Raw genomic sequence first — 12454 nt, 5'->3', positions numbered from 1 at the left:
GGTATATTCGTCAACGGAGAAATGAGAATGAGTTTTGCAACACGTCATGGATTTGCAATGGAGAAACCTCTGCAGCTGACGATAATGGATGATGATTTACGCCATTCCATATGGAATGAATTGGACGATTTTTTTAAGGAAATTGAAGAATTATCTAAAGAATACTATAGCGAGCAAGGGACGTTTAGAACGGTGATGGAAGTTTGCTGGCGGGATTTCTTTAAACAACCCGTTCACATGATAGATCGGGTAATATATCCGATCTATAAGAAAGAAATGATCAGAGATAAGTATTACAACCTACCTTGGTATGAGGTTTATTCGTTTCTTGAATTTATTGCTGGCTTGTTAAGCATGTTTGGTGACAAGCGAAAGGCAGCATTTATCGAGGGTTGTAATTATGTTCTAAAGCGGGAAAATTCGGCTTATCGCTTTATCAATGATGTACTTGCTCCAATCACCTCAGGGCTGGAAATAAAAAGTATTGAAGAAAGTCTGATAAATGAGGATGAAGCGGCAACGCATATTAGTAGTGCGTTGACAATGTTGGCAAACAAGAAAAATGATCAGTCGCGCGAAAGTATTGCGCAATCCATTTCAGCGGTAGAGGCAAAAGCAAAAAAAGTTACTGGAAACAAGAATGCAACTCTTTCGGAGTTATGTCAGAAATCCAAGATTCTTCCAAACCATCCTCAAGCTAGGCAGGCACTGCTCAATCTTTATAACTACACATCCGGTGAAGAGGGAATCCGTCACGCACTTACCGATAAGAGCCAACCAATCAATCCCGCATGGGCGCGTTTTATGTTGGTCACATGTTCTGCATTTGTAAATCTCATCGGATCAGAATCTGTGGATTTAAATCAACCGACATTAACAGGGGAGAAGTAACATGATCCGAAGGGGTATTTCATATGAAGATGTCGCTCAGGCTGCGGACGAATTACGTTCACAAGGTGAAATTCCAACGATTGAACGCATCCGCAATTTATTGGGTGGCACGGGTAGCAATACCACGATTTCCAAGTATCTCAATGAATGGCGGCATTATGCAATTGGCACTAGTGTTTCGTCTCCATCTGATCCTGTGCAAACAGCCGTACAGCGCGTCTGGCAACAATTACGTGAGGAAACAGATGCTGAAATTAACAAGATCAGAGAAGAATCAAATCAGCTGATAACTGAAGCTCAAACAAAGGAAAATTTGGCTGCCCAAAAAATTGAAGAGATGCAAAGTGAATTGGTTATCTTGAAGGATCAATTTCACCAATTACAAGGTAGTAAGGAAATTCTGGTGTTAGATTATAGAAAGCTTCAGGAAGAACATGTTCTATTACAAGAGCGCTATAGAGGATTGGATGAACGGTACACTGATTTTCAGCGCATCACCGTCCAACATCAGGATGACCTGTCACAAGCCCACAAAAAGGAAATGAATTATGTTCTTGAAAAATCACAGATACAAAATGATGCGAATCAAAAATTAATTTCTGAATTAAAAAATCATAATGAAATCCAACGCCAGAACTTTATCGTTGAAGTTGATTCATTAAAAACGAAGAATCAACAATTAAATAAAGATTTGGATGATGCCAAGGCTAAAATAAAAGAGAAAGAGATAGAGCTAGTAAAAATAAAAACCGAATTAACAGCAATTACAAAAGAACGTGATCAACTTGCAGAACAAATAATTCCACAAAAAAATTACTGGAATTTTCTTGAAAAAAATAATGAAATGACGAGTTTTATTTTGTCTGAAGTAAAAGAAATTCCAAAGATTGATTTGACGCTATCAACCCTCAGCTATTTTTCCGAGGCTAGTGACAAGTTTCAGGAGTTTTTTAAAACATCCAGAGAAACAAAATCCATTCTGGATGACTTTAATAAAAAAATAGGAATATTGGATGCAGACAATAAATAACACGGAAGTGAACGATTCAATGGATCATTTTCCCACTTTAGTGGAATTACCAGTTGTCTTACATTCCCTGAATCTCAATGGTGCAAATGGATGCAATCGGGAAAAACAGGAGCGTTGCCAAATCCATGCAAAAAATGATTATGAAGCAATACAATGTTGGCTGAATGAATACCGTCATAAAGCCACCACTTACCGCACTTACCAGAAAGAAGCTGAGCGATTACTTTTATGGGCTATATACCAGAGCAAAAAACCCTTGTCTGGTTTAGATCGCGATGATTTTGAGGCATATCTCTCATTCTTAGATAGCCCTGAACCCAGAAATGTCTGGTGCACGCGTAGCCACGGGGGAGGTAGAAAAAGGGGTGAACCAGGCTGGCGTCCCTTCGTGAGTGGCTTAAGTTTCTCAGCTAAACAGGTTGCGATAAGCTGTATTGATTCACTGTTAAATTATCTGGTTGATGCACGTTATCTCGCCTTTAATCCCTTATCACTTATGCGGAAAAGGAATCTATCCCGATTCTCTCGCCCAAGATCAATTTTATTACAAGAGCGTATGCTGGAACTTGAGGAATGGTATGCAATGTTAGATACCTTGGAAGAGTTGCCCGAAAAAGAATATTCTCATAAGAAAGAAAAAGAACGGCTACGATTTTTAATTAATATTTTATATTTTTTAGGGTTAAGAAATGCGGAATTGACAACGCATACATGGAGCTCATTTAGAAAAATTGACAATGATTGGTGGTTTTATGTCATTGGAAAAGGAGACAAAGAAGGCATCATCCCTGTGTGCGATGATATGTTGCGTGCAATTATTCATTATCGAACGTTTTTAAAAAAATCTCCGTTCCCTAATCAAAATGAAACAGAACCGCTCATTACCTCACTTGTCAATAATGAGCCAATCACACCACGACAGATTAACAAGATTCTTAAAAAACTAGCGCATGAAACTGCCAAAAAATTTGAGGGTAACGCAGAAAAAATAACGAAATTAAAAAAGTTTTCCGCACACTGGTTACGGCATCTATCAGCATCAATGCAAGATCGTGCCGGCATTAAATTTAAGCATATCCGCGCTAATCACCGTCATGAAAGTGATGAAACAACCCGTCGTTACGTTCATGCTATAGATAAGGAAAGGCATCATGATATGCAAAAATTAAAATTGAAAATGACTTAACTATTAAAGGATTTTTTTAAATATGCAGCCTGAAGAAGATATTACGACTTTAATAAAGTTTTCATCATGGAAATACATAAATGATCTTCAGAAAGGCAAGATCTACATGAATACTCTTGGGTATTTTAAGAATTGTGAAAGTAAAATACATCAGGATGATTTCGAAGGAATAGATGTATTTCATCAAGCAAAAGATATTATTTCTATAAAAATCGAAAGCCAAAATATAAAACCCATAAATTTAACCAAAGAGACTGGATTAATAAATTTTAGGTCAGGAAGAACCAGTAATAATTTTATAAATATTTTTTGCATGTACTTATGGATGGTTAATAAACACAATATATATAAAATTGATACTAGAGTTTTAAAATTTGGCGAAGCTGCATTAATTATTACAAATGCAAATGAATTCATGCGTCGAATTAAAAGAGCAATCAAAAGAGATAATTTTATTTATCAAAGTCAGGCAGTCGAATATTTTGACGAAAACACTCATCATGGTGATGTAGGGATTTTCAAGAAACGAAAATCGTTTGAATACATGAATGAGTATAGAATTGCTGTGAAAGCAAAGATGGATAATAATCCTTATATTTTAGATATTGGTGATATTTTTGATATTTCAGCGGCAATCTCTTCACATGAAATTAATAATCTAAAAATTGATTATCATCAAAAGGTTTCATGAGGGAATTATCACGGATTATGTAAAGAACTACAATTTCTATGTAGAAACTTTGTGACAGGAATGTAAATAAGATGAGATGGTTAAAAAAATCAAAATTTGTGCTCGGTATGGAGTGTCCCACCAAATTGTATTATGTTGGTAAGTAGGATTATTCTAATTTAAAATCAGACGATTCATTCTTAGAGGAACTGGCTGAAAATGGCTATCAGGTGGCGGAATTGGCTACGGGTCCAGCGCAAGAACCCGCCTGGTAAGCTAACGCCCGTTACCGAGCGTAGCTCCCATAGGAACCGTGCTTGCACCTTTCGGTGCACACGGCTCGAGCCTTTATAAAGCCGCTGTAGTTGCGACTCGAACTTTTCTGTCTTTATCATCAGGTTTTAATAGATTCCACCATTGCAGCCACCATTTCGGTTTCTTTTTAGAAGAACTCTTAACGCTTTCACGTTCTGAAATTCTCTTATCAAAATAATTATGATAACTAGAATCGAATGGTGTAGCTTCAGCCTTAACTTTGATATGCCGTTTGATAGGTGTTCTACTCATTTCCACAAGATCAACGTTAATGCTAACGCCATCTTTTCTTTTTACTTTCGTGAAAAAGACCCAGTTTCTAAATTTATCATTACGAAAATATTTACATCTAACCCATTTTCTACCTTTATTTGGATGTCGATTAATAGCCCAATTCCAGATAGCTTTGAAGATGTTGCAATCAATATACTTGAAGGCTTTCTTTGCACACACATGACGATAGTAATTTGCCCATCCACGAATTTTTGGATTCAATTGGTTGAGTAAATATTCCGTTTTTGTTGTTGCGTTCGATTTTATTGTCTTCCTGATATCAGCAAGTAATCTTTTCACGCTGCTTTTTGCAGGTTTAATAATTAATTTGCTCCCATATTTCCTTATGTTCATTCCAAGAAAATCAAATCCTTCATTAATATGTGTGATTTTAGTTTTATTTTGAGAAAGAGATAATCCTCGTTCCTTTAAGAAAGTCTCTACCGCAGGTTTCACCTTATTTTCTAGTATTTCTCGTGATGCTCCTGTAATTACAAAATCATCCGCATAGATACTAATGTGAATTTTATCTGATAGTTTAGTTGCAGATTTAACTGCGTTTTCTAATCCACTCAATGTCACATTCAAAAGTGTTGGTGAAATTATTCCTCCTTGCGGTGTTCCCAATTCCGTTGGGTGAAATTCATTCTTCTCAATATAACCAGCAGCAAGCCATTTCTTCAGCATCAATTTATCCATTGGAGTATTTTCTAATATCCAACGATGTGAAATGCTGTCAAAGCAAGAACGGATATCGCCCTCTAAAATATATTGAGCTGATCCTTTGCGCGCGAGCATGATAAAGCACTGCGCGATAGCATCGGCTGCGGATCTTAGTGGCCTAAATCCATAGGCGTTTTTGTCAGCTATGCTTTCAGCTATGGGTTCGAGCGACAACAAATATAAAGCTTGCTGTGCACGACATTGCATAGCAGGAATAGAGAGCGGACGAAATTCGCCATTTTGCTTCTTAGGAATGTAAATTCGCTTTAATGGTTTGGTTTGATAACCTTGCCGTTTGAGCGACATCGCTGCTTTCATCTTCTGGATGGATGTATTCCATGTAATGTTATCTACACCAGGTGTTTTTGCTCCTTGATTTTGGACAACTCTTCTTACAGCAAGTAATTTTGCGTAAAAAGAGTGAGTGAGAATCCATTGCAGAGCTTTTGCTTTGCTATGTTTCCCTTCTCGAAAAGCCTTCTCAATACGCATTTGCAGCCGACGTACATACGCTATCACTTTCTTCCAATCGATGGTGTTCCAGTTAAATAGCAACGTTGAAGGGGCACCAGCTGATGGTATGACCATCGCCGTCATTTGCGTTCCTCCATTAGTCGGTTCTCCAAATTATCTCGCGATTAAAGACCAATCGGACGTGGGCTTACTTTCGTACCCGGTAACGTTTAAACCAGTATCAATGTCATTACAACATAGCATTCGCTTCTTCCGACATCCTATTCCTGCATGATTATCGATCAATCTCACGATTGATTTTCCCTAATAGGGGACCATACAGGGTTACCACGTTTTGCAAAGTAGGTGATGTTAGGTTAGGAGCTCGCTGTCGACCGGGAAACAATGTGATCACGAGATGATATTTTGAAATTCATCTTCCTGTTTCCGTTACCTTTTGGTTCAAGTGTATCAGTCACTTTACACTTGTTTAAGCTTACGGTCTTTATCACGAATTTACATATGTTCTCCATACCAACTCTCTAGCACTTACCCGGTTCGTGACTACCAGGAGGGTTGGTTTCTCACGATTTCAACCCCGGAATTTAATTCCCTTGTTACATTGTCAGGCTAGCTCTTTATTCATAGCCCTAGAGTCATCAAGTGATATTGATGGTTCTCTACTGAAGGTGAGAACAACCCATCTTTACAACCTCGTGTCGCAACCAAAAGTGCTTAATCTGAGTTAAGTTGCCCTCCAAAAGTACTGCTGTAAGCATATTTCCACAACAACATTGTTACTGAGTTTTTGACCTGCGATGTACTCAAAATTATTTATGCTCATACCATTTTTTTGAGCTATTTACTATTTTTACAACAGACAGCATGACAGGTACTTCTACCAATACCCCTACTACTGTCGCTAATGCGGCACCTGATTTAAAGTCAAATAATGTAATTGCTGTAGCAACTGCTAATTCAAAAAAATTGCTAGCGCCAATTAAAGCAGATGGTCCTGCTATTCGATACTTTTCACCAATTGTTTTATTTAGCCCATATGCAAGCATTGAGTTGAAATAAACTTGAATAAGAATTGGGATAGCAATTAACAATACGATAATGGGTGACTGAAGAATTTGATAACCTTGAAAACCAAAAGGTAAAATTAACATTGCAAGTAAAGCTGTAATCGAGTAGAGATGAATTTTCTTTAGAAAAACGTCAAGATTAATTTTACTATGATTGATAATCCCATATCTCATCCCTTGAGTTATCAAAAAAGGAATTAAAATATATACTGTTATAGATATCAATAACGTATCCCATGGAATAGTTAATCCTGTTATACCTAGTAGTAATCCCACAATAGGTACAAATGCAAAGATCATAATAGCATCATTTAGTGCAACTTGGGTTAACGTGAAATGAGGCTCTCCGTCGCACAAGTAACTCCATACAAAGACCATTGCTGTACACGGTGCAGCAGCAAGTATTACTAATCCTGCAATATAGTTGTCTATTTCAGAAGCAGGCAACCATGAAGAAAACAAATATTTAAGGAAAAACTATCCAAGAAATGTCATTGAAAATGGTTTGATTAACCAATTAATTCCAAGGGTAATAAGACTTCCTCTCCAAAATTCTCGCATATGATGAATTTCTTTTAGATCAACGCGAATCAACATGGGAATAATCATGATCCAAATTAAAATACCTACTGGCAGATTTACTTGTGCAATTTCCCAATTACCAAGCATTTGAACAACAGCAGGAGAAATTTTTCCAAAAGCAATTCCGGCTAAAATACAAGTAATAACCCAAAGAGACAAGAAACGATCAAATGTATTTAATGTTTTATCTTTTCCATGACTTCATCTCATCTCTCAAATTTTGAATTCTATTTTTCAAATCATCGCGTACTTTTCTAAATAATTTTAATTGCTCATCCGAACTATATTTAGGATTAGACGGATCAGGCAAAGGCCAATGGAGACGCTTTACATTTCCAGGAAATATAGGGCAAATTTCCTCAGCACATAATGTAATGACTAAATCAATTGTATTTTTATCAATTGAATCGAGTGATTTAGATTTTTGATGAGAGATATCAATGCCGATTTCTTTGAGAACCTGAATGGCTAATGGATTAACTTTGCTAGGTTGTGAGCCAGCACTACAAACGTCCGCTATTCCTGCTAAATTTTTTTTCCCAATACCTTCTGCCATTTGACTCCTAGCAGAATTTGCTACACACAAAAATAAGATTTTGCATGACTAGCCTTCTATGAGTTAATGCTTACCTATTTTCTTCATTACTATCCATAATAAAGGCACAGATGATAATTGAATAAGAATGGAAAAAATAACTAATATTGGAATAGAAATATCATAGAGTATTCCCATCAAGAAACTGCCTAAAAACCAAAAAGTTCCATATCCCGCATTAAAAATGCCGTAAGCAGCGCCACGTTTATCTTTCGGTATCATGTTCGCTACGATTGCACGCATTAAAGATTCGTGTGCACTGACACCAATACCCCATAACGCTACTCCCAGAAAAGCTGTAGCAGTGTCTCCTAAAAATACTAAAGGTGCGAAGAGGCATGAAAATATGGTTACTACAATTAAAATTGAAAAGCCTCTTCGATCATAAAAATGACCAAAGAGCGGTGCTGTTAGAGAGGTAAGACCCATTGCAATAGCATAGGAAATGGGTATCCAAACGGGGGATAAAATAGTTGTTTTCTGAAAATGATAAGCGATCAACGGAAAATCTGCATAGCCTGCTGCAATCAATGATGCACCCGTTAAATATAACCAAAAGACTTGATTCATTCCTTTCGCTTCTAAGGACTCATGTTCTACTTCTAAAGCTTGGGGATGTGGATAGAGCCAACGTGCAACGACTAATATCGCTAAGGCTATTAATGCTGGAATCAAAAGCATAGCGAAACTATATTGATAACCTTCTTTGAAATATAATGCTACGGCGATCATGATCGGCCCCAGCATTGCTCCTATTTGATCGATTGCTTCATGCAGTCCGAACACCCATCCCATGCCAACCTTTTGTCCTGCATGGGATAACATGGCATCACGCGGTGGTACCCGAATGGCTCTACCCATACGCTCAACAATAATTAAAGTAGCAGCAATCCACCAATGACCTGCTAACGCTAATAATGGAACTGCAAGCAAATTACAAACATAGCCAAAAATAGTAAATGCCCAATATTTTCCTGTTCGATCGGCAAGATAACCTGAAACAATACGCAATGCATAACCAATAAATTCGCCGAATCCGGCAACAAATCCCACCACGGCTGCATTTGCACCTAATATGGCAAGATAAGGGCCAGTAATACTACGGGCACCTTCATAAGTCATATCAGCAAATAAGCTTACGATGCTTAATAAAATAACAAATTTAAGCGCGGAGGATTTGGTAATGTCTTTTTTAGATAATGCGGAAGACGTCATGTTTAATTTCACAATAATTAATAATTTTTAATCGTTTGCTTTAGCTTCCCAGAAAACAATATGCTCATGTTTGATGGTTTTACTTAAATGTTCTAAGGCGAGCATGACCTTATCTTTACTATCAAAAAATTCGACAGCAAGAGGCAGATCCAAGGAAAGGTCGATCAACGAAGCTGTATGATTCCCTGTTTCACCAAAGCCACTAATGGCCCTAAAAACACTGATACCACGGATTTTTGCTTCACTTTTTAAATAGTTAACTATAGTATTAAGCAAGTGATCTGATTCCATCACATAAATTCTAACGATAGTGACATCGATTGTTTTCATAACTGTCTTCCTCCTATAACTCCAAGCCAAGCTGCTAAAATACATAAAAATACGCTAAAAAATATATTTAAAAATCCACTCAACCAGGCACCATTTTCAAAAAGGTTGAGTGTTTCAATTGAGAAAGACGAAAATGTGGTATATCCGCCTAATAAACCAATTAATAAAAGTGAACGTAACTGAGGACCAATTCCATCAAAGCGTTCAATAATTAGAACAAACAAAAAACCCATTAAAAAACACCCGCTGATATTAACCACGAGCGTTCCGTAGGGGAATTGTCGACCTGTCATCCAATAAATCATATTAGATACCCAGTATCGCAATACACCACCAATTCCTGCGCCTAAAAAGATTAACAATGTATTCATTATTTAAAATTCCCGTATCATACAGCTACGTTTGAAAATAATTTAGCTCGTTCTTCCAAATGAATTTTTTCGTTTAGGATAAATAATTTCTCATCACGTAATAGTTGAATCGTATTTTTGAGAGTCGTTATGGAAGAGGGTAAGGTACGCAAGCTGTCTGTAGATGCTACTTCCATCGCAGTTGGTTCTATGGGATATGTACAGAATTTTATAGACATTTGCTAATTATTATCAACATTTAAGTTTTACTGGCTGATGCGAGTATTTTAAGACCAACAATACCAGCAAGAATCAGCGCGAAACATATAATCCTAAGAATGCTGCGGTCTTCTCCTAGCAGAAAAATCCCGTAGGTAGCTGTTCCAATTGCTCCGATACCCACCCAAATTGCGTAGGCTGTACCAATTGGTACAGTCCTTGTTGCAAGTGAGAGGAAATACATGCTGGCTATAATAAAAGCGATGCAGAAAATACTCGGACCGAGTCGAGTAAAACCTTCTGTTCTTGGCATCACTGCCGCGTAAAAAATTTCAGCAAAGCCTGCGATTGATAGATAAAACCAGCCCATATGTTCCTCGTAGATTCTAAAAATGCCAGTAACGAAAACGAGAGGGTTTATTTTACCTTATTTTCTCAAATGAATAACCCCTTCATTTATTTTACATGGCGGTAATAAAAGTGGTTAAAAAACATCCCCATTATCAACAGTTAGTTCGTCCAATCTCAAATTCTTAATACCAATCGCAGCTGCACACTGCAAAAAAAATGCGAACTGAAATGCGCCTCGGCTAATTTTTACCTTGATACTATTAGTCGTTTCATTAATACCAATAGCTAATAATTTTTCATGCAGCTGGTCATAGGTAAGACCTCTACGTTTTATCTCTGCCTTCAAAATATTTGCGGCTATTGCGTTCCAATCACTTTCCATATTAATACCTTATGATTTCATATATGTAACCAAAGTTACATTAAACTTACAAAATTGTCAAAAGTGTATTGACATAGGTTTCTAATATGTTACTATAGTAACATAATAATTACTAAAGTAACAAAAGGAGATTGAAATGATTGAAAGAGAAGATAGTTTTTTTGGTAAACCAATCTATATTTATTCACGTGCCCAAGCACTACAAGATGGTGTGCTGGTAGATGTGACAGAAATTGCAAAAGAAGTTGGCTTTAAAATCCCAGTTGCTGTCACCGATGCTGTTTGGCATGACTATATCGAATGGGAAAACGTGAAAAATAAAAAAGCGATTCAGAATACCGAAGGCAGATTGTGGGATGTATTAAGTATGCTTCGTTTTGCTTGCAACCGCTTTAAGAATGAATCTGAAATCATGTACCGCTTGTATGTTGTATCACGCGATCGACAAGCCGTTAAACCGAGCCTTGTTGCATTAAAGGCGGTTATCGGCGGCGGTGACAACGGTGAACCCGTCATCACCATTATGTTGCCTAATGAAGACTAACATGCGCCAGCTGGGCAGCCTTCGCGAGAGGTTGCCTAGCAACCATTTTCAAAAACCATCCTGGAGATTAAAAATGATCAAATTCATCATACGAAAATTTGTAAGTCCGGTGCAAAATATTTTTGACTATTTCCGCCGCCAGCGTAGTAATCGGTTAATGATGTCTTACGCATTAAACATTAACCAGAAAACGCAAAAGATACACCAGCGGTAATACTTCAATTTACCAATCGCTAGACGAGACCACGCCTGGCGATTTTTTTTAGCAGCTATTTTTCTATGTTCTGATTATTGATCGCCAACCAGTCTTTATCTTTTGAAAAAACAAATTCAGCGGCTTGCTCAAAAAACTCATCGTATTTTTGGACACCAGCCCATTCACAATATTGTTTTATTTTTTCGTAAATTCCCCTTTCAATATTAATGCGTAGTTGTTCTTTTTCCTGCTTCTGTTTTGCTTTGATGATTGGCATAAATCCTCCTGTTAAAATTGCCTAGATTTTTAGTCACTGCTTGCCTAAATTTTCAGGCGAAAAAATTAAATTCGTTTGTGTAAAAACCACGATGTTTAACGAATGAATTTTTTTATGATGTGATGTTCTCCTTTTTTGTTGCGATACTATTTTTATATTTCAGGGCTACCACACACTTCGCAGCGTGGCTGCATTCAAAAGAATTCCATACAATTCAATTTGTTATGGAAAATGTCGAGCTATTTTTCCAAAAAGAATTCTTTTGAATCCCTGACTTTTTAGCGAATTCCCAGAATTTTTGTTGGTATTTGTTTCATTAATGATGAAATTCGACAAAACACACCAACAAAAAAGTCGCGGGAATTCCCCACCTTCTCTTGATTAACCACCTTCAATGCCATGCAATGCAGCATTTGCTGGCTGGCCAACCATCTCATGAACGACAACCGCTGCCCGTTCTTTCGCTTTATCCATGAATAAACTGAGCTGTGATGACTCCATGCGATTCCAATTTTCCATTAAAAATTTCACAAAAAAACGAGTTTCTAAAACCCACTGCGTATTTGTTTTTGTTAAGTTCAGGAGGGTTGCCAGCATGTCATTTTCATCACCACCTGCCTCTTGATTGGCTGCCGCTTCCTCTATACGCAATCCTAATTCCAGCAATTCCCGTGCACATTGCGCCAACGTTTTGCACCCGTTTTTTTCCATGCGTGCTTTGATTTTTTCAAAAACAGCATCGTCAACTTTCATGGTGATTTGTTCCATATTGATATCTCCAGTT

General features: G+C 37.3%; 14 protein-coding genes and 1 pseudogene. 5 read left to right on the top strand and 10 right to left on the bottom strand.

Annotated features, from left to right (window positions below):
• Positions 1-27 precede the first annotated feature (27 nt).
• From AQUSIP_RS12020 to AQUSIP_RS12005, 4 genes are read left to right on the top strand one after another with little or no spacing between them, the layout of a single operon-like run.
• Positions 28-891: an AbiJ-NTD4 domain-containing protein gene (locus AQUSIP_RS12020; protein WP_114835026.1), complete on the top strand. Its 864-nt coding sequence runs from the start codon at positions 28-30 to the stop codon at positions 889-891.
• Position 892: 1 nt separating this feature from the next.
• Complete coding sequence (locus AQUSIP_RS12015) at positions 893-1921, top strand: DNA-binding protein (protein ID WP_114835025.1); 1029 nt, start codon at positions 893-895, stop codon at positions 1919-1921.
• The gene (locus tag AQUSIP_RS12010) at positions 1905-3107 is read left to right on the top strand and encodes a tyrosine-type recombinase/integrase (protein ID WP_114835024.1); all 1203 of its coding nucleotides are present in this window, start codon (positions 1905-1907) and stop codon (positions 3105-3107) included. The genes AQUSIP_RS12015 and AQUSIP_RS12010 overlap by 17 nt, the downstream gene beginning before the upstream one ends.
• 22 nt (positions 3108-3129) lie before the next feature.
• Positions 3130-3798 (top strand): hypothetical protein, encoded by a 669-nt coding sequence (locus tag AQUSIP_RS12005; RefSeq protein ID WP_114835023.1) that lies wholly within the window; start codon positions 3130-3132, stop codon positions 3796-3798.
• Positions 3799-4125: 327 nt separating this feature from the next.
• Here the strand turns inward: AQUSIP_RS12005 and ltrA are convergent, their stop codons facing one another.
• The 8 genes and pseudogenes from ltrA to AQUSIP_RS11965 all read right to left on the bottom strand — a co-directional run bounded on the left by ltrA (position 4126) and on the right by AQUSIP_RS11965 (position 10653).
• Entirely contained in the window at positions 4126-5685 is a 1560-nt protein-coding gene (ltrA, locus tag AQUSIP_RS12000; protein WP_211310098.1) for a group II intron reverse transcriptase/maturase, read from the bottom strand.
• Between the two features lie 686 nt (positions 5686-6371).
• Positions 6372-7370 (bottom strand): annotated as a pseudogene (gene arsB / locus AQUSIP_RS11995) (ACR3 family arsenite efflux transporter).
• Between the two features lie 25 nt (positions 7371-7395).
• Positions 7396-7797: an arsenate reductase ArsC gene (locus AQUSIP_RS11990; protein WP_267896360.1), complete on the bottom strand. Its 402-nt coding sequence runs from the start codon at positions 7795-7797 to the stop codon at positions 7396-7398.
• 33 nt (positions 7798-7830) lie between these two features.
• On the bottom strand, positions 7831-9021 hold the full coding sequence (locus AQUSIP_RS11985; RefSeq protein ID WP_114835021.1) for an MFS transporter: 1191 nt from the start codon (positions 9019-9021) through the stop codon (positions 7831-7833).
• Positions 9022-9048: 27 nt separating this feature from the next.
• Positions 9049-9351, bottom strand: a complete 303-nt coding sequence (locus AQUSIP_RS11980) for a DUF190 domain-containing protein (protein ID WP_114835020.1) — start codon at positions 9349-9351, stop codon at positions 9049-9051.
• Entirely contained in the window at positions 9348-9722 is a 375-nt protein-coding gene (gene crcB / locus AQUSIP_RS11975) for a fluoride efflux transporter CrcB (protein ID WP_114835019.1), read from the bottom strand. Before crcB ends, AQUSIP_RS11980 begins: the two co-directional genes overlap by 4 nt.
• Positions 9723-9960: 238 nt before the next feature.
• Positions 9961-10290: a DMT family transporter gene (locus AQUSIP_RS11970; protein ID WP_114835018.1), complete on the bottom strand. Its 330-nt coding sequence runs from the start codon at positions 10288-10290 to the stop codon at positions 9961-9963.
• Positions 10291-10404: 114 nt separating this feature from the next.
• A complete protein-coding gene (locus tag AQUSIP_RS11965) occupies positions 10405-10653 on the bottom strand; it encodes a DUF6471 domain-containing protein (RefSeq protein ID WP_114835017.1) in 249 nt (82 codons plus the stop codon).
• Between the two features lie 136 nt (positions 10654-10789).
• On the opposite strand from AQUSIP_RS11965, the gene AQUSIP_RS11960 reads away from it, so the two are divergent.
• Complete coding sequence (locus AQUSIP_RS11960) at positions 10790-11197, top strand: DUF6573 family protein (protein ID WP_114835016.1); 408 nt, start codon at positions 10790-10792, stop codon at positions 11195-11197.
• A 269-nt stretch (positions 11198-11466) separates the two neighbouring features.
• Here AQUSIP_RS11960 and AQUSIP_RS11955 read toward each other — a convergent pair whose 3' ends face one another.
• Complete coding sequence (locus AQUSIP_RS11955; protein WP_114835014.1) at positions 11467-11670, bottom strand: hypothetical protein; 204 nt, start codon at positions 11668-11670, stop codon at positions 11467-11469.
• Positions 11671-12051: 381 nt separating this feature from the next.
• Complete coding sequence (locus AQUSIP_RS11950; RefSeq protein WP_114835013.1) at positions 12052-12438, bottom strand: hypothetical protein; 387 nt, start codon at positions 12436-12438, stop codon at positions 12052-12054.
• Between the last annotated feature and the right edge of the window lie 16 nt (positions 12439-12454).

Origin of the sequence: Aquicella lusitana (genome assembly GCF_902459475.1) — a bacterium.
GTDB classification, from domain to species: Bacteria; Pseudomonadota; Gammaproteobacteria; order DSM-16500; family DSM-16500; genus Aquicella; species Aquicella lusitana.
Note: the sequence above shows the minus strand (reverse complement) of the source record. Positions and strands in the feature narration are given on the sequence as shown.